Source organism: Microbacterium sp. USHLN272, assembly GCF_037149655.1.
GTDB classification, from domain to species: Bacteria; Actinomycetota; Actinomycetes; order Actinomycetales; family Microbacteriaceae; genus Microbacterium; species Microbacterium galbinum.
Window position 1 is genome coordinate 2,449,993 of the sequence record NZ_JBBCRA010000001.1, and the last position, 16,880, is coordinate 2,466,872.

Consider the following 16,880-nt stretch of genomic DNA (forward strand, 5'->3'; position numbering starts at 1 on the left):
CATCCGTACGCACTCCTAACAAATTCCGCGTACCCTCGTAGCAAGACGACGAAAGGGGCACGCATGCGCGTACTCGGACTGCTCTCGGGTACCTCCCACGACGGGATCGACGTGGTGGTGGTCGACTTCGCCGAGCACGACGGCGCCCTGCGTGGCATCGTGCTCCACGAGGACAGCGTGCCGTACGCGCCCGACCTGCGGGCCCGCCTCGTCGCCGCCCTCCCTCCGGCCCAGACGACGCTCGCCGAGGTGTGCGAGCTCGACACCCTCATCGGCCAGGCGTTCGCCGACGTCGCCGCCTCGGCCGCGGCATCCGTCGGGGGAGTGGATGCCGTCTGCACCCATGGCCAGACCGTCTACCACTGGGTCGAGGGCGATCACGCCCGTGGCACCCTGCAGATCGGCCAGCCGGCCTGGATCGCCGAGGCCGTCGGTGCGCCGGTCGTGTCGGACGTGCGCATCCGCGACATCACCGCGGGCGGGCACGGTGCTCCGCTCGTGTCGTTCCTCGACGAGTTGCTGCTGCGCGGCCGGGGTGAGGTCGCCGCGGCCCTCAACCTCGGCGGCATCGCCAACATGACGGTGGTCGCCGACGGACGCGTCTCGGCCTACGACATCGGCCCCGCCAACGCGCTCGTCGACGCCGTCGTGGTCGATCGCGGGCTCAACGACAAGGGCTACGACGAGGATGCCGCGATCGCCCGCGCCGGCACGATCGACGAGGCGCTGCTCGCCGACCTCCTCGCCGAGCCGTACTACGCGCTGTCGGCGCCGAAGAGCACCGGCAAAGAGCACTTCCACCTCGACTACGTGCGGGCGCACGTCGCCGAGCGCGAGATCAGCGATGCCGACCTCGTGCGCACGCTCACCGAACTCACCGTGCGCACCGTCGCGCAGGACGTCGCGGCCGCCGGCATCCGCTTCCTCGCCGTGTCGGGCGGCGGATGCCACAACCCGGTGATCCTCGACGGCCTGCGCTCCGCCCTGCCCGGCGTCGACGTGGTGCTCGCCGACGAACTCGGAGCCTCGGTCGACAGCAAGGAGGCGATCCTCTTCGCGCTGATCGGCTGGTGCACGATGCACGGCGTCGCCGCGATCGTGCCGGGTGGCACGGGGGCCATGGCGCCGCGCATCCTCGGCACGATCACGCCGGGTGAGGGGCCGCTGCGGATGCCGGAGCCGGTCGACGCGGTGACGAGCCTGACGCTGACGACGGCGGGCTAGTCAGAGGCGGGCAAGTCGCCGGCGGGCTCTAGCGCCGCTGGTCTTCGTCCCAGGGACTTTCCCACCAGTTGCCGCCGCGCCCGTCGGAGTCGCCCCCGCGTCGCCGTGATCGCACGAACTGCACGATGACCAGGGTGAGCGAGCTGAGCCCGATCACGATCAGCACCAGGAAGAGCATGTCGCTCTGGTTCACGGTCGCTTCCCCTCCGCGGCATCCGCCACGATCTTGGCGATGCGCGCATCGCGCGTCTCGGCGCGCTTGGCCATCGCGATGTGCGTGAGCCCGAACTTCTTCACCGACTTCGGGAACGCATCCCAGTTCGCGCGCGCGGCCGGCACGGCATCGAGCGCGGTGGTCAGCTCGGGCGGCTCGATCCCGGCCTCGGGGCCGTCGAGCATCGTCCACGATCCGTTCGCCTTGGCGGCGTCGAGCACGCGGATGCCGGCCGGCGCGAGCAGTCCTGCCGCTTCGAGTTCCGCGATCCGGGCCTTGTTCGTCGCCGCCCACCCGCTGCCCGGGCGGCGCGGAGAGAACCACTGCGCGTTGACGCCGTCGAAGGTGCGCACCGGTCCGTCGATCCAGCCGAAGCAGAGCGCGTGCCGCACGGCGTCTTCGTAGCCGAGGCCGTCGCCGGAGCTCCCGCGCACGCTCAGCAGCCACACGCCGGCGGTTCGTTCGTGGTTCTCGTCGAGCCACGAGCGCCAGGCCGCAGCATCCGCCGCGGTGAGGCGCTCGCCGTCGTCGAGGACGCCCATGTCAGTCCTCGTCGAGCGTCGGGATCGACGGGGTGACCGTGGGCAGCAGATCGGCGACCGAGTCGACGATCTCGTCGGGACGGAACGGGTACTTCTCGATCTCGGCCTGGTCGCTGATGCCGGTGAGCACGAGCACGGTGTGCAGGCCCGCCTCGATGCCGGCGACGATGTCGGTGTCCATGCGGTCGCCGATCATGCCGGTCTTCTTCGAGTGCGCGCCGATCTTGTTGAGCGCCGAGCGGAACATCATCGGGTTCGGCTTGCCGACCACGTAGGGCTCCTTGCCGGTGGCCTTCGTGATCAGCGCCGCGATCGCCCCGGTCGCCGGAAGCACGCCGTCGGCGCTCGGGCCGGTCGCGTCGGGGTTGGTGACGATGAAGCGCGAGCCGTTGATGATGTGGCGGATCGCCTTGGTGATCGCCTCGAACGAGTAGTTGCGGGTCTCGCCGACGACGACGAAGTCGGGGTTGGTCTCGGTCATGATGAACCCGGCCTCGTGCAGGGCGGTGAGGATACCGGCCTCGCCGATCACGAACGCCGAACCGCCGGGCAGCTGCTGGGCGAGGAAGTCGGCCGTCGCGAGCGCCGAGGTCCAGATGCGCTCCTCGGGAACCACCAGGCCGCTCGCGCGCAGACGGGCCGAGAGGTCACGCGCGGTGAAGATCGAGTTGTTCGTGAGCACGAGGTAGGGGATCTCGTTCTGCTCCCACCCCGCGAGCATCTCGGACGCGCCGGGGATGGCCGTGTTCTCGTGCACGAGAACGCCGTCCATGTCGGTCAGCCAGCATTCGATGTCGTCGCGGTGTTGTCCCATGTGCTCAGCCTAGAGCCAGCGGGTTGCGCGCGCCTGAGCGTGTTGCGACGGGGGTCTACGCCCCGAGCCAGACCACCTCGGCCGCACCCTCGGGCAGCTCCACTTCGGCGCCGTCGATCTCGACACCGGATGCCGTCACCCGCACGGTCGACGACACGTCGAGGCCGAGTGATTCGAGGGCGCGCAGCAGCTCAGGGTCGCGGTCGTCGACGCGCAGCACCGTGCCGGTGTGACCGGTCCGAGCATCCGCCAGCAGCACGAACGGCACGCGCTCGACGTGGCCGTCGGCATCCGGGATCGCATCGCCGTGCGGGTCGAAACGCGGGCGCCCGAGGCGGGCGTCGATGCCCTCGAGCAGCCGGTCGCTGATGGTGTGCTCCAGCACCTCGGCCTCGTCGTGCACCTCGTGCCAGCCGTAGCCGAACTCCTGCACGAGCCACGTCTCGATCAGCCGGTGGCGGCGCACCATCGCGAGTGCGCGGCGGGTTCCGGCATCCGTCAGGCGCACGGCGCCGTAGGGCACGTGCGAGACGAGGCCGGCCGCCGCCAGCTTCTTCACCATCTCGGTGACCGATGAGGGGGCGATGCCGAGCTTGCCGGCGAGCACCGACGGGGTGATCGGGGCGTCCTGCCACTCGGTGTGCGCGTACACGGTCTTCAGGTAGTCGTCTGCTGCCGGGGATGCCACCGCACCAGTTTAGGTGAGGCCACCCCTGCGGCCCGGGTCGGGGTCAGTTGGCGACGGCGACCAGGATGCCGAACGCGGCCTGACCGGCGAAGAAGATCACGAGGAATCCGAGGATCGCCCCGGCGAGCGACAGGCGCCCGTCGTAATCGGGCACCTCGGCGATGCCGATCTTGCGGGCGCGGAACGCCAGCACCAGCGTCGCGATGCCGAGCGCGAGCTGCACCCACGGGCTGGCCAGGCCGATGACGGTCGGGAAGGCGACCAGCACGCCCCCGAGCAGTCCGGTCGCGAGTCCGATCCAACTGAGGAGACGGACGTTGCGGCGGGCGGTGTCGGCAGACATGACATCGAGCCTATCCGCGCCCCGGGTGCCCGTGGTTCAGGCCCCCGTGAGCACCAGCCAGAGCAGGGCGGCGTTCAGCGCGATCAGCAGCGCCGAGGCGACGACCCCGGCGACGGTGGTCCAGGCGCGGTTCGCCCACACGCCCAGCGTGCGCTTCTGCGCCGTGAGCACCACCAGGGGGATGAGCGCGAACGGGATGCCGAACGACAGCACCACCTGGCTGAGCACCAGCGCGAGCGTCGGGTCGACGTTGAGCCCCAGGATCACGAGAGCGGGGATCAGCGTGATCAGTCGGCGCGCGAGCAGCGGGATGCGCACGTGCAGCAGACCGTGCATGATCTCCGCTCCGGCGTACGCACCGACGGACGTCGAGGCGAGACCGGAGGCGAGCAGGCCGACGGCGAAGAACGTGGCGACGACCGGACCGAGACCCGCGGCCAGGGCTGCGTGTGCGCCTTCGAGCGAGTCGGTGCCCGGCACGCCCGCGAGGTTCGCCGCGGCCAGCAGCAGGATGCCGAGGTTCACCGAGCCCGCGATGATCATCGCGATCGTGACGTCCCAGCGGGTCGCGGTGAGCAGACGGCGGATGCGCGAGGGCTCGGTGCGCGCGGCCTCGGTCGCGGCATCCGCGGGTGCCAGGCGGGGATTGGCGCCGAACCGGTCGCGGCTCAGGGCGGAGTGCGCGTAGATGGCGTGCGGCATGATCGTGGCACCCAGGATGGATGCCGCGAGCAGCACCGATCCGGTTCCCTCGAAGCGGGGGACGAGGCCGCCGACGACACCCGCCGGGTCCGGCGGTGCGACGAAGACACCCGCGACGAAGCCGATCGTGATGATCGCCATGAGCGCGATGATCACGAACTCGAAGGGGCGTGCGCCCCGACGGTTCTGCACCGTGAGCAGGATCATCGAGACCGCGCCGGTGATGAACCCGCCGAGCAGCAGCGGCACGTTGAAGAGGAGGTTGAGGGCGACCGCGCCGCCGATGATCTCGGCCAGGTCGGTCGCCATCGCGACGAGCTCGGCCTGCAGCCAATAGGAGCGCCGGGCCCAGCGATTGCGCAGGCGGGAGCCGAGCACCTCGGGCAGGCTCTGGCCCGTCACGACGCCGAGCTTGGCCGACAGGTACTGGATCAGCCAGGCCATCACGTTGCCGGCGACCACCACCCAGACGAGCAGGTAGCCGTACTGGGCGCCGGCGGTCATGTTGCTGGCGACGTTGCCCGGGTCGAGATAGGCGACCCCGGCGACGAGCGCGGGGCCGAGCAACCAGAGGCTGCGCGGTGGCGCGGTGCGGGTGGCCGGGGCGTCGATCAGCGAGGAATTTTTAGGCACACCGAAACCCTAGCGGATATTTAGGCGCACCGAAATCTGCTTCGGGTCGCACGACGGATAGCCTGGCGGGATGGAAGAGCAGACGCCGGAGCGCACCACCCACGGCGTCGGCCCCTGGCCCGGAGGGGCTTCTGAGTGGCCGACCGGCGAGGAGTACGACCCCGAACTCCTCGAGCACGGCGACACCCGCAACGTCATCGACCGCTACCGGTACTGGCGGATGGAAGCGATCGTCGCCGAACTCGACACGCATCGGCATCCGTTCCACGTCGCCATCGAGAACTGGCAGCACGACATGAACATCGGATCGATCGTGCGCAGCGCCAATGCGTTCCTCGCCGACACCGTGCACATCATCGGACGCCGCCGGTGGAACAAGCGCGGCGCCATGGTCACCGACCGCTATCAGCACGTCGTGCACCACGAAGACATCGAGACGTTCGCGGCGTGGGCGGCAGCCGAGGGGATGCCGATCGTCGCCGTCGACAACGTCGAGGGTTCGGTGCCGGTCGACAAGGCCGAACTGCCCGAACGCTGCGTGCTGCTCTTCGGTCAGGAAGGTCCGGGGTTGTCGGCGGAGGCGCTCGCCGCGGCATCCGCCCACATCGAGATCACTCAGTACGGGTCGACGCGCTCGATCAACGCGAGCGCCGCGGCGGCCGTGATCATGTACGAGTGGTGCCGGCGGTACGCGGACTGATCACCCCAGTCGAGCGCTGACGCGGATCTCGTCTCCGACCGTCACGCGCAGTCATGGCGGAATCAGTCGCGATCGATGCCGAGGACGTGCCGGTACAGGGCGCTGACGTCGCGGTCGAGTGCGTCGATGCGGCTGTGGACGCTCCGGATCTCGGTCTTCATCACGTGGATGAACAGCGTCGACACGATCGTGATCATGCCGAACATGGCCGCGGCGAAGACGCCGATCAGCACCCAGACCTGCGGTTCGTTCATGCTCAGCATTCCTCCATTGTCGATCGCGGAGCTTCAGACTGCCAGGCCGGGTCGGGGTGAGATTTCGCGCGGAACGCGAGCTGTGGACAACGCGTCGAACGACACAGATATGCAGGACTAGACGCCGGCCGTCATCCATCGGCCGGAGCGCACGCGCCAGCCGAGCGTGGCGAGTCGTGCGAGCAGATAGACGCCGAAGAAGGCGACGGACAGCCAGATGAGTCCTGCGGATCCATCGACGCCGAGTGCCGAGATGATCCACAGCGTCGGCAGGAACGGCACCAGGGTGAGCCCTCCCGCGAGCGCCAGGTACCGGGCGTCGTTCGCGCCCATGAGCACGCCGTCGAGCACGAACACGACGCCGGCGATCGGCTGCGCGACCGCGAGCACGAGCAGCGCGGGCTGCACGAGGGCGGCGATCTCGGCATCGCCCGTGAAGACGATCCCCAGCACGCCCGAGAGTGCGGCGATCGCACCGCCCACGATCACCCCGAACCAGGCACCCCACGCGACCGTCCTCCCGAGCACGCGTTGCACCTGCCGCTCGTCACCGGCACCGAGCTCCTTGCCGATCAGAGCCTGTGCGGCGATGGCGAGCGCGTCGAGCGCGAAGGCGGCGGCCGAGAAGATCGTGAAGACGATCTGCCAACCGGCCAGCTCGTCGGTGCCGACCGCGGTCGCGACGGCGACCGTGGCGAGCAGTGCGACACGCAGGCTCACGGTGCGCAGGAACAGCCATCCGCCCGACTTCGCGGTGCTCGTGAGACCGTCGCGCTGCGCCCGCAGCGAGGCGTCGTGTTTCGTGGCGAGGCGCCGCACGACCAGTACGTAAGCGCCGACCATGCCCCACTGGGCCGTGACCGTGCCCGCGGCGGACCCGGCGATGCCCCACCCGAGCCCGTAGATGAAGAGCACGTTGAGCAGCGCGTTCGCGCCGAAGCCGAGACCCGCGATCCAGAGCGGTGTCATCGTGTTCTGGAGGCCGCGCAACAGGCCCGTGGCCGCGAACACGATGAGCATGGCCGGCAGGCCCCACATCGAGATCACGAGGTAGTCGTTGGCCTGCGCGGAGACCGCCTCGCTCGCGCCGAAGAGCGACACCAGCCAGGGGGAGGACACGGCGCCGACCACGGCGAGCACCGCACCGAGTCCGAGCGCGAGCCACATGCCGTTGATGCCGACGCTGACCGCCTCTCCCGGCTGTCCGGCCCCGAAACGGCGGGCGACGGCGGGCGTCGTGGAGTAGGCGAGGAACACCATCAGGCCGACGATCGTCTGCAGCACGGCGCCGGCGATGCCGAGGCCGGCGAGGGGCGTCGTGCCGAGGTGGCCGATGAGAGCGGCGTCGACGATGAGGAACGCCGGCTCGGCGATCAGCGCACCGAGCGCGGGGACGGCGAGGCGCAGGATCTCTCGGTTGAGGGAGCGGCGCGCGGTCATCCTCCGAGCCTATTGGCCGCTGCCGACATGGTGACGCCCGGTCGGGGGCGATCCGCGCGCGTGACGGAGGAGAACTCACGGAACGGAGGATCGCTATCGCCGAAGCATCCTGCGTCGCGGGAGATCTCCTCCCCAACGTGCGGTCGTGACGATCCCGCGACCCGGGCGGATGCCGGTCGTAGGCTGGGAGAGATCGGATGCAGCAGATCGGAGCGCCATGACGGATCCCCGCGAGGAGGCCGCACGCTATCGGGCGCGGCAGCAGGCGCGTCGCCACGGTCACGAGATCGACGACGAGGAGGGCGCGGCGCCGGGCATCGCCGCGGCCGTCGATCGCGCCGCCTTCATCGAGACGGCGATTCAGGTCGCCATCCGGCGCGGCGACTTCGACGATCTGCCTGGCGCCGGCAAGCCACTCGAAGGGCTCGGCGACCATCACGATCCCGATTGGTGGATCCGCCGGAAGATCGAGACCGAGAACCTCACCGGTCTCGGACCGCCCGCGCTGCTGCTGCGCACGGAGGATCGTGGATTGGATGCCGAGCTCGATCTGCTCGGGCGAGAAGCCGACGTGCGCTCCGTGCTCGAGGACTTCAACCGTCGCGTGCGCGAGGCGCGTCGGCAGCTCCAGGGCGGACCGCCCGTCGTCACCGAGCCACGCGACGTGGAGGTCGAGGTCGAGGCGTGGGCGCGACGCCGTGCCGAGCGGGCGGCGGCTGCCGCGGCGAATGCCTCCGAGACCCCGAGGCGACGGCGATTCGGACTGCGCAGACGCTGACGCGGTGTGACGGAATCGCACCTGCCCTGGACACGATGTCGGGGGTGCGTCCTAGGGTGGAGCGTATGACTGATGCGCTTCCTTCGGGCCTTGCCCTCGACGAGTTCAGCTCCGACATCCGCCCGCAGGACGACCTCTATCGCCACGTCAACGGCGCATGGCTCGACCGCACCGAGATCCCCGGCGACAAGGCTCGCTGGGGTTCGTTCCACCTGCTCGCCGAGCAGGCGGAGAAAGACGTTCGAGCCATCATCGAGGAGTCGCAGGATGCCGAGCCCGGCACCCTCGCGCGCAAGATCGGCGACCTCTTCGCGAGCTTCATGGACACCGAGCGCATCGCCGCCGCCGGCACGGCGCCCCTCGCCGAGACCCTGGCCGAGATCGACGCGATCGACGATGTCGCCTCCTTCCTGCGCACCGTCGGTGCCTACGACCGCGACGGCCGCGCCGCCGTGATCGGGCTCTACGTCGACGGCGATCCCGGCAACCCCGAGCGCTACGTGCCGGTGCTGGTGCAGGCCGGGCTGTCGCTCCCCGACGAGAGCTACTTCCGTCTCGACACCTTCGCCGAGACGCGTGCGGCGTATCGCGCGCACCTCGAGCGCCTGCTGGCGCTGGCGGGAATCACGGATGCCGCGGCGAACGCCGATCGTGCGATCGCGCTCGAGACCGAGCTCGCCGGCCACCACTGGGACAACGTGCGCAGCCGCGACGCGGTCGCCACCTACAACCTCAAGACCTGGAATGAGCTGCAGGAGCTCGCCGGGGTCGATCTGACGCCGTGGCGCGAGGCGGTCACTCCGTCGAACCCGAGTGCCTTCGATGAGGTCGTCGTGTCGCAGCCGAGCTTCTTCGAGGGCCTCGGCACGCTGCTCGTCGCCGAGCGCCTCGACGACTGGAAGGCGTGGCTGCGCGCCAAGGTCGTGCACGCCGCCGCGGCGTACCTCACCGACGACCTGGTCGAGGAGAACTTCTCCTTCTACGGCACCCAGCTCACCGGCGTGCCCACCCTCCGCGAGCGGTGGAAGCGCGGCGTCTCGCTCACGGAAGGGGCCCTCGGCGAGGCGATCGGCAAGGTTTACGTCGAGCGGCACTACCCGGCGACGGCCAAGGCCGCGATGGACGAGCTGGTCGCGAACCTCATCGAGGCCTACCGGCAGAGCATCACCGAGCTCGAGTGGATGACGGCCGAGACGCGCGAGCGTGCGCTCGCGAAGCTCGACTCCTTCACCCCGAAGATCGGGCACCCCGAGGTGTGGCGCGACTACTCGACCCTCGAGATCGACCGCGACGACCTCTTCGGCAACGTGCGCCGGGCCTCGACCTTCGAGCACGACCGCAACATCGACAAGGTCGGCAAGCCCATCGACCGCACCGAGTGGCACATGCCGCCGCAGATGGTCAACGCCTACTACAACCCGTCGATGAACGAGATCGTGTTCCCGGCCGCGATCCTGCAGTACCCGTTCTTCGACGCGTCCCGCGACGCGGCCGCCAACTACGGCGGGATCGGCGCCGTGATCGGTCACGAGATCGGGCACGGCTTCGACGACCAGGGCAGCCGTTACGACGGCGACGGTCGCCTCGAGGACTGGTGGACGGATGCCGACCGCTCGGCGTTCGAGGAGCGCACCAAGGCCCTCATCGCGCAGTACGACGCACTGGTGCCCGAGGGGCTCGATGCCGAGCACCACGTCAACGGCGCTCTCACGATCGGTGAGAACATCGGCGACCTCGGCGGTCTCGGCATCGCGCTGAAGGCCTACGAGCTCTCGCTGAACGGGGCCGAGGCACCCGTGATCGACGGGCTCACGGGTGTGCAGCGCCTGCTGCTGTCGTGGGCGCAGGTGTGGCAGCAGAAGAGCCGCGAGGCCGAGACGCTGCGGCTGCTCACGATCGACCCGCACTCGCCCAACGAGTTCCGTTGCAACCAGATCGTGCGCAACATCGACGCCTTCTACGAGGCGTTCGACGTGACCTCCGGCGACGCTCTGTGGCTCGCAGAAGACGCACGCGTGACGATCTGGTGACTAATCACCGGAGTCTGTGAGGCCGTCCCACGCGGCGGGGTTACGATAGCCCTGCCGCGGGGGACGAGCCCCTCGGCATCCCGCCATCCATCCCCCCGGTAAGGATCACGCGTGGGCTCCCCCCAACCCTCGATTCCCGAGCCTGTCGACGGCTCGAACGCGTTGCTGCGTCGCTCGCAGCGCCCCAGCAGGCGCAGTCCCCGGCGCGCAGCCGTCGGCCGACGCTCCTTCACCGCGACGCTCGGCGCACTCGAGAATCTGGTCGATTCCGGAGCCCAGGTCTCGGTGCACGTCGTCGATCTCGACAGCCACGTGCATGTGCTCGCGGGCGACGACCACGTCACCATGCCGGTGGCCGGACTCGGTGTCGTGCCGCTCCTGATCGAGGTCGCGGCGGGCTTCGAGAGCGGCGCCCTCGACCCGCTCGAGATCATCGACCGATCGAGCGTCGACGAGGTCTCGACCTCCGGGCTGTGGCGGCACCTGCACGCCCCGGCGCTGCCGCTCGAAGATCTCGCCGTGCTCGCTGCCACCGCGGGAGACCCGATCGCCGTCAACGCCCTGCTCCGCAAGGTCGGCCACGACCGGGTGCGCGGACGCATCGAGGCGCTCGGGCTGCGACGCACGGCCGTGCTCGACCGGTTCCGTGACAAGCGCGGCCCCGATGATGCCCCCCAGGTGGCCGTCGGCTCCACCCGCGAGCTCGCGGGTCTCTTCTCGGCCCTCGTCAACTCCGCCGTCGTCGACGCAGCGGTCAGCGCCCGCGTGTCGGAGTGGCTCAGCCTCAACCAGGATCTGAGCCTGGTCGCAGCATCCACCGGTCTCGATCCGTTCGCGCACGACCACGACGCGCACGGCCTCCTCTTCGTCAACAAGACCGGGCGCGACCGCGGCGTGCGCGCCGAGGCGGGCGTGCTCGCCGGCCCCCGCGCAGGGGTGGCCTACTCGCTCATCGTCTGCTTCGACGACCTCTCGATCACCCACCGGCTGCGCGCCCACGATGCGTTCCGGGTGCTCGGAGTCGAACTCATGGAGTACACGCACTGACCCCGCGAAGGGCCCCTCGCTAGGCTCGTCGGATGACCCGACCCGACTGGACCCCGCACCGCCGTGACGACGGCGAGCTGCTCGGCTGGATCCACCCGGCGGGCGACGACTGGCTGGCCGTCGATGTGCTCGGGCGCCCGGCATCCGCTCCCACCGACTGGCTCGACGCCGAGGCCGCCCTCGAAGAGCGGGGCATCGCCTGGCTCGCCGATCCGTGGATGCTCGACGGCGAAGCCGAGCGCCCGCGGCGGGTGCGCATCGTCGAAGTGACCCCCGATCGAGGCGCCGTGCCGGGACGCATCGTGGTGAAGGTCGACGACTTCGGCGACGTCACCCGTCCGCCGACCGAGCGGTTCGAGCTGCCGTGGCCGATCCCGAGCCGCCTGCGCCCGCCCCGCGCCGACGACCCCGATCCGCGCACCCTCTGACCGGCTCCCCCGGACAGAAGCCCGCTCAGGGCAGCGACGGATGCTGTTCGGCGGCGCGCTGCTTCGGGATGAAGAGCGACAGCACGAGGGCCACGATGCCGGCGGCGATCGCCAACCAGAAGCACACCTGGAACGCATCGTGCGTCGGCACCGCGACGCCGTCGACGTCGATGCTCATCGCCGCGAGCACCCCGCCCATGACGGCCGAGGCGCTCGACGTGCCCACCGAGCGGAAGAGCGCGTTGAGGCCGTTGGAGGCGCCGGTCTCGTTCGCCGGAACCGAGCGCATGATGATCATCGGCATCGCTGCGAAGGTGAATCCGATGCCGACGCCGATGAGCAGGTTGCCGACGAGGATGTGCCACACCTCGCTCGACAACAGCAGCACGAAGACGTAGGCGAGCACGATCGCCGCGGCACCCACCGTGAAGAGCGGGCGGGGACCGACGGTGCGCTCGAGCCAACCCGACAGCGGCGAGATCACCATCATCACGAGACCGGCCGGCATGACCACGAGCGAGGCCGAGATCATGTCGAGGCCGAACCCGGCGCCGGTGCCGGCGGGCATCTCGAGCATCTGCGGGAAGGTCACGTTCGAGGCGAAGAGCGCGAAGCCCATGCCGATCGCGGCGATGTTCGTGAAGAGCACGGCGGGGCGCGCGGCGACGCGCAGGTCGAGCAGGGGATCGGTCGTGCGCAGCTGATACCAGCCCCAGACCAGCAGCACGACGACTCCGCCGATGATGCAGGCGAGGGTCGGGAGCGACGTCCAGCCCCACTCCGCGCCGCGCGACACGAAGAGCAGGATGCCGGTCAGGCCGATCGCGAGTCCGATCGCACCGATCACGTCGAGACGACCGGGGGAGCGGAGCACGTCTTCGGGGACGACGAAGAAGATGAGCAGCAGCCCCACCGCGCCGAGGGCGGCGGCGAGCCAGAACAGGGCGTGCCAGTCGGCGTTCACCGCGAGGTACGCGGCGATCGGCATGCCGAGCGCGCCGCCCACGCCCATCGTCGCACTCATGAGGGCGACCGCGGTGCCGAGGCGCTCGGGAGGGAGCACGTCGCGCATGATCGCGATGCCCAGCGGCACCACACCCGTGACCGCACCCTGCAGTCCGCGCCCGATGATCACCCCGATGATCGAGCCCGACAGGGCGGCGATCAGCGACCCGACGATCAGCAGTGCGAGCAGAACGATCGCCACGCGGCGCTTGCCGTACATGTCGCCGAGGCGACCCGAGATCGGCGTTGCGACGGCGGCGACGAGCAGCGTGATCGTGACGACCCAGGTGGTGTCTTCACGCGACGAGTCCAGCAGCGCCGGAAGCTCGGCCTGCAGCGGCACCACGAGGGTGAACATGAACGACGAGCACAGGCCCGCGAACGCGAGCACTGCGACGATCGCCCACCGCGGGGTGTTCCGTGAGAGTCGTCGTCTGGCCTTGTCGTCGTTCGCTCCCACCGACTCAGGCTATCGGCGTCCGAGAGGGGCGAGGGTCGTCGAGAGCCGCTTATCGCGGCGGCAACACGAAATCACCCGTCTCACCCGGGTTGACCGCGACCTCCCAGCGGAAGCCGTCGGGGTCGGAGAAATACCCGGAGTACCCGCCCCACTCGCGTTCGCGCCCCGCGCTCACCGGCACACCCAGCAGCGCGACCTCGGCGAGCACCGCGTCGACCTCGGCCGGGGTGGCGAGGTTGTGGGCGAGCGTGATCGGGGCGACGCCGGATGCCGGGGCCTCGCCGATCTCGGCGGTGAAGCCCTCGATCGACCACAGCGACAGCATGAGCCGCTCGCCGATCGGGAGCATCAGCACATCGTCGCCCGAGAACATCGGTTCCCATCCGAGTCCGTCGACGTAGAAGGCGCGGGTGCGCGCGAGGTCGGACACGGCGAGAGTGATGAAGCTGACGCGTTGTTCCATGCAGGCGAGTCTGTCACCGGCATCCGACATCCGGAACGGCGTCTGCGCCCGGCATCCGGAAGCCCGCGCGTCAGCGCACGTCCTTCATGAGCTTCAGCACCGGCTTGATCGACAGCAGCAGTCCGATGCCGACGAGGATCGCGATGCCGCCCAGGATCGAGAAGTACGGAACCTCGTCGTCGGGGTTGTAGAACCCGACGAGCCAGCCCGAGATCGCCGTGCCGAGCGCGATAGAGAGGAAGAACAGCGCCACCATCTGCGTGTGGAAGACCTTCGGGGCGAGCTTCGTCGTCACCGACAGGCCGACGGGCGACAGCAGCAGCTCCGCAACGGTAAACACGAACAGGATGCCGACGATGGCCAGCAGCGGCGTGGAGTTCGGCCCGCCGCCCGCGAACGGGAGGAACAGCAGGAAAGCGACTCCCATGATGATCGCGCTGAGACCGAACTTCGCCGGCGTCGACGGCTGGCGCTTGCCGAGGCGGGTCCAGATCGCGGCGAAGACGCCCGACAGGATGATGATGAAGACGGGGTTGATGGACTGCACCCACGAGACCGGCATCTCCCAGCCGAAGAGGTCGCGGTTCAGACGCTCGTCGGAGTAGACCGTGAGTACGGTGAACTGCTGCTGGTAGAGCGACCAGAAGGCGACGCTCGTGACGAACAACGGCAGGAAGCCCCACACGCGCGAGCGCTCGGTGGCGTCGATGCGGCGGCTCGAGAGGATCACCGCGAAGTACGCGATCGCGGCGGCGACGGTCACACCGATCACGATCGGCGCGAGGTTGTCGGCGCGGATGACGCCGAGCAGCACCAGCACGACGATGACGGCGACGGCGGCGAGGCCGACGACGGCGACCATCGGATAGCGCGCCGCGGGCAGCGGGTTCGGCACGCGCCGCGCCTCGTCGGGCAGGGCGCGGCGGCCGAAGGCGTACTGCACGAGACCCAGCGTCATGCCGATCGCCGCCAACCCGAATCCGTAGTGGAACCCGAGGGTCGACTGCAGGATGCCGGTGAGGATGGGCCCCAGGAACGCGCCCAGGTTGATGCCGAGGTAGAAGAGCGAGAAGCCGGCATCCCGGCGCACGTCCTCCGGGGCGTAGAGGGTGCCGACCACCGAGGTCGCGTTGGCCTTGAGCCCGCCCGAGCCGAGCGCCACCAGGATCAGGCCGACCCCGACGCCGAGCAGCCCCGGCAGCAGGGCGAGGGCGAGGTGCCCGGCGACGATGACCATCGCGCTGACGAAGAGCACGCGCTCCGAGCCGAAGAGACGATCAGCGAGCCAGGCGCCGAGGATGGTCGACAGGTATACCGAGCCGCCATACGCGCCGACGATTCCGCCGGCGACCGCCTGCGGGATGCCGAGGCCGCCCTCGGTCACGGAGTAGTACAGGTAGATGAGCAGGATGCCCTGCATGCCGTAGAAGCTGAACCGCTCCCACATCTCCACGCCGAACACGTGCACGAGCGCCCACGGTTGCCCGAAGAAGCGGGTGTTCTCGTCGCGGGGCGGGCGGGTCTGGGCGGTCGAACTCATGGTTAGACGGTAGTCCTCGAGGCCTGTGCGCACGAGGGGCAGAAGGCTCCGACCTCGCGCAAACCCGCAGATAGAATGGGGATGCCGCGGCATCCGCGTGCCGCATCCCACTCGCATCCGACCATTGGAGCCACCATGGCCGAACAGTCCCGCCTCGACAAGGTCATCGCCCTCGCCCGCCACCGCGGGTTCGTGTTCCAAGCGGGTGAGATCTACGGCGGTTCGCGCTCGGCCTGGGACTACGGCCCCCTCGGCACGGAGCTCAAGGAGAACATCCGCCGCCAGTGGTGGCAGACGTTCGTGCGCGGTCGCGGCGACATGGTCGGCCTCGACTCGAGCATCATCCTGCCCAAGCGCGTGTGGGAGGCCTCCGGCCACGTCGCCACCTTCACCGACCCGCTGGTCGAGTGCCTCCACTGCCACAAGCGCTTCCGTGCCGACACCCTCATCGAGGACTTCGAGGCGCGCAAGGGCCGCAAGGCCGAGAACGGTCTCACCGACATCCCCTGCCCGAACTGCGGCACCAAGGGTCAGTACACCGAGCCCAAGTCGTTCTCGGGTCTCGTGAAGACCTACCTCGGCGTCGTCGACGACGAGTCGGGTCTCTACTACCTGCGCCCCGAGACCGCGCAGGGCATCTTCGTGAACTTCTCGAACGTGCTCACCGCCAGCCGCAAGAAGCCGCCGTTCGGCATCGGCCAGGTCGGCAAGGCGTTCCGCAACGAGATCACCCCCGGTAACTTCATCTTCCGCACCCGTGAGTTCGAGCAGATGGAGATCGAGTTCTTCACGCCGCCGGCCGATGCGCAGGAGTGGTTCGAGCACTGGGTCGAAGCCTGCTGGAACTGGTTCATCGACCTCGGCATCGATCCCGAGAACATGCGCCAGTTCGACGTGCCCGAAGACGACCGTGCGCACTACTCGGCGGGCACGATCGACGTCGAGTACAAGTTCGGGTTCGCGGGCAAGGAGTGGGGCGAGCTCATGGGTGTCGCCAACCGCACCGACTACGACCTGTCGAGCCACAGCGAGGCCTCGGGCCAGAGCCTGACCTACTTCGACCAGGCGACCGGTGAGCGCTACACGCCGTTCGTGATCGAGCCGTCGTTCGGTCTGACGCGGGCCATGATGGCGTTCCTCGTCGACGCGTACCGCGAAGAAGAGGTGCCCAACGCCAAGGGCGGCACCGACGTGCGCACCGTGCTCAAGCTCGACCCGCGCCTCGCGCCGGTCAAGGCCGCGGTGCTGCCGTTGTCGCGCAACGAGCGTCTCTCGCCGCTCGCCCGCGAGGTCGCCGACACGCTGCGCAGCTCGTGGGCGGTCGACTTCGACGACGCCGGCGCGATCGGCCGCCGCTACCGTCGCCAGGACGAGATCGGCACCCCGTTCTGCGTCACGGTCGACTTCGACTCGCTCGACGACCGCGCCGTCACCGTGCGCGACCGCGACACCATGGCGCAGGAGCGCGTCTCGATCGACGAGCTGCACGAGTACCTGGCCGAGCGCCTGAAGGGCGCGTGAGCCGCGGCATCCGTTCTTCTTGATCCAGGGCGGATGCAGAGCCACCCATCTTCG

Annotated in this window: 18 protein-coding genes; 7 read left to right on the top strand and 11 right to left on the bottom strand. The window is 69.5% G+C overall.

Going from position 1 to position 16,880, the window contains the following annotated elements:
• Nucleotides 1-63 precede the first annotated feature (63 nt).
• Entirely contained in the window at nt 64-1,224 is a 1,161-nt protein-coding gene (locus WFJ97_RS11800; RefSeq protein WP_336641621.1) for an anhydro-N-acetylmuramic acid kinase, read from the top strand.
• A gap of 28 nt (nt 1,225-1,252) precedes the next feature.
• Here the strand turns inward: WFJ97_RS11800 and WFJ97_RS11805 are convergent, their stop codons facing one another.
• Genes WFJ97_RS11805 through WFJ97_RS11830 form a run of 6 tightly spaced genes read right to left on the bottom strand, consistent with a single transcriptional unit; the run spans nt 1,253 to nt 5,160 of the window.
• The gene (locus WFJ97_RS11805) at nt 1,253-1,417 is read right to left on the bottom strand and encodes a hypothetical protein (RefSeq protein WP_336641622.1); all 165 of its coding nucleotides are present in this window, start codon (nt 1,415-1,417) and stop codon (nt 1,253-1,255) included.
• Nucleotides 1,414-1,980, bottom strand: coding sequence for a YdeI/OmpD-associated family protein (locus WFJ97_RS11810; protein ID WP_247624380.1), 567 nt, complete (start codon nt 1,978-1,980; stop codon nt 1,414-1,416). Before WFJ97_RS11810 ends, WFJ97_RS11805 begins: the two co-directional genes overlap by 4 nt.
• Nucleotide 1,981: 1 nt before the next feature.
• Complete coding sequence (locus WFJ97_RS11815) at nt 1,982-2,794, bottom strand: HAD-IIA family hydrolase (RefSeq protein WP_336641623.1); 813 nt, start codon at nt 2,792-2,794, stop codon at nt 1,982-1,984.
• 55 nt (nt 2,795-2,849) lie between these two features.
• Nucleotides 2,850-3,482 carry a metal-dependent transcriptional regulator gene (locus WFJ97_RS11820; RefSeq protein ID WP_336641624.1) on the bottom strand — a complete coding sequence of 211 codons (633 nt, stop codon included), beginning with the start codon at nt 3,480-3,482 and terminating at the stop codon, nt 2,850-2,852.
• A 43-nt stretch (nt 3,483-3,525) separates the two neighbouring features.
• Nucleotides 3,526-3,825 carry a hypothetical protein gene (locus tag WFJ97_RS11825; protein WP_247624386.1) on the bottom strand — a complete coding sequence of 100 codons (300 nt, stop codon included), beginning with the start codon at nt 3,823-3,825 and terminating at the stop codon, nt 3,526-3,528.
• Nucleotides 3,826-3,861: 36 nt separating this feature from the next.
• Complete coding sequence (locus WFJ97_RS11830; protein WP_336641625.1) at nt 3,862-5,160, bottom strand: Nramp family divalent metal transporter; 1,299 nt, start codon at nt 5,158-5,160, stop codon at nt 3,862-3,864.
• A 70-nt stretch (nt 5,161-5,230) separates the two neighbouring features.
• On the opposite strand from WFJ97_RS11830, the gene WFJ97_RS11835 reads away from it, so the two are divergent.
• Nucleotides 5,231-5,860, top strand: coding sequence for a TrmH family RNA methyltransferase (locus WFJ97_RS11835; protein ID WP_247957018.1), 630 nt, complete (start codon nt 5,231-5,233; stop codon nt 5,858-5,860).
• A 62-nt stretch (nt 5,861-5,922) separates the two neighbouring features.
• Here the strand turns inward: WFJ97_RS11835 and WFJ97_RS11840 are convergent, their stop codons facing one another.
• Together WFJ97_RS11840 and WFJ97_RS11845 are read right to left on the bottom strand one after the other, a co-directional pair.
• Nucleotides 5,923-6,114: a hypothetical protein gene (locus WFJ97_RS11840; protein ID WP_247633715.1), complete on the bottom strand. Its 192-nt coding sequence runs from the start codon at nt 6,112-6,114 to the stop codon at nt 5,923-5,925.
• 117 nt (nt 6,115-6,231) lie between these two features.
• Entirely contained in the window at nt 6,232-7,554 is a 1,323-nt protein-coding gene (locus tag WFJ97_RS11845; protein WP_336641626.1) for an MATE family efflux transporter, read from the bottom strand.
• A 217-nt stretch (nt 7,555-7,771) separates the two neighbouring features.
• Here WFJ97_RS11845 and WFJ97_RS11850 point away from each other — a divergent pair, with 217 nt between their 5' ends.
• From WFJ97_RS11850 to WFJ97_RS11865, 4 genes are all read left to right on the top strand, one after another.
• Nucleotides 7,772-8,332: a J-domain-containing protein gene (locus WFJ97_RS11850; RefSeq protein ID WP_247633717.1), complete on the top strand. Its 561-nt coding sequence runs from the start codon at nt 7,772-7,774 to the stop codon at nt 8,330-8,332.
• Nucleotides 8,333-8,397: 65 nt separating this feature from the next.
• A complete protein-coding gene (locus WFJ97_RS11855; protein ID WP_336641627.1) occupies nt 8,398-10,362 on the top strand; it encodes a M13 family metallopeptidase in 1,965 nt (654 codons plus the stop codon).
• Between the two features lie 111 nt (nt 10,363-10,473).
• The gene (locus WFJ97_RS11860; protein ID WP_336641628.1) at nt 10,474-11,409 is read left to right on the top strand and encodes a serine hydrolase; all 936 of its coding nucleotides are present in this window, start codon (nt 10,474-10,476) and stop codon (nt 11,407-11,409) included.
• Between the two features lie 32 nt (nt 11,410-11,441).
• Complete coding sequence (locus tag WFJ97_RS11865) at nt 11,442-11,837, top strand: hypothetical protein (RefSeq protein ID WP_336641629.1); 396 nt, start codon at nt 11,442-11,444, stop codon at nt 11,835-11,837.
• Between the two features lie 25 nt (nt 11,838-11,862).
• Here the strand turns inward: WFJ97_RS11865 and WFJ97_RS11870 are convergent, their stop codons facing one another.
• From WFJ97_RS11870 to WFJ97_RS11880, 3 genes are all read right to left on the bottom strand, one after another.
• Nucleotides 11,863-13,302 carry an MFS transporter gene (locus tag WFJ97_RS11870; protein WP_336641630.1) on the bottom strand — a complete coding sequence of 480 codons (1,440 nt, stop codon included), beginning with the start codon at nt 13,300-13,302 and terminating at the stop codon, nt 11,863-11,865.
• A 49-nt stretch (nt 13,303-13,351) separates the two neighbouring features.
• Nucleotides 13,352-13,765 (bottom strand): VOC family protein, encoded by a 414-nt coding sequence (locus WFJ97_RS11875; RefSeq protein ID WP_336641631.1) that lies wholly within the window; start codon nt 13,763-13,765, stop codon nt 13,352-13,354.
• Between the two features lie 70 nt (nt 13,766-13,835).
• Nucleotides 13,836-15,305, bottom strand: coding sequence for a peptide MFS transporter (locus tag WFJ97_RS11880; protein ID WP_336641632.1), 1,470 nt, complete (start codon nt 15,303-15,305; stop codon nt 13,836-13,838).
• Nucleotides 15,306-15,440: 135 nt separating this feature from the next.
• Between WFJ97_RS11880 and WFJ97_RS11885 the strand changes: the two genes are divergently transcribed.
• Nucleotides 15,441-16,826, top strand: a complete 1,386-nt coding sequence (locus WFJ97_RS11885; RefSeq protein ID WP_247624398.1) for a glycine--tRNA ligase — start codon at nt 15,441-15,443, stop codon at nt 16,824-16,826.
• The last annotated feature ends 54 nt before the right edge of the window (nt 16,827-16,880 follow it).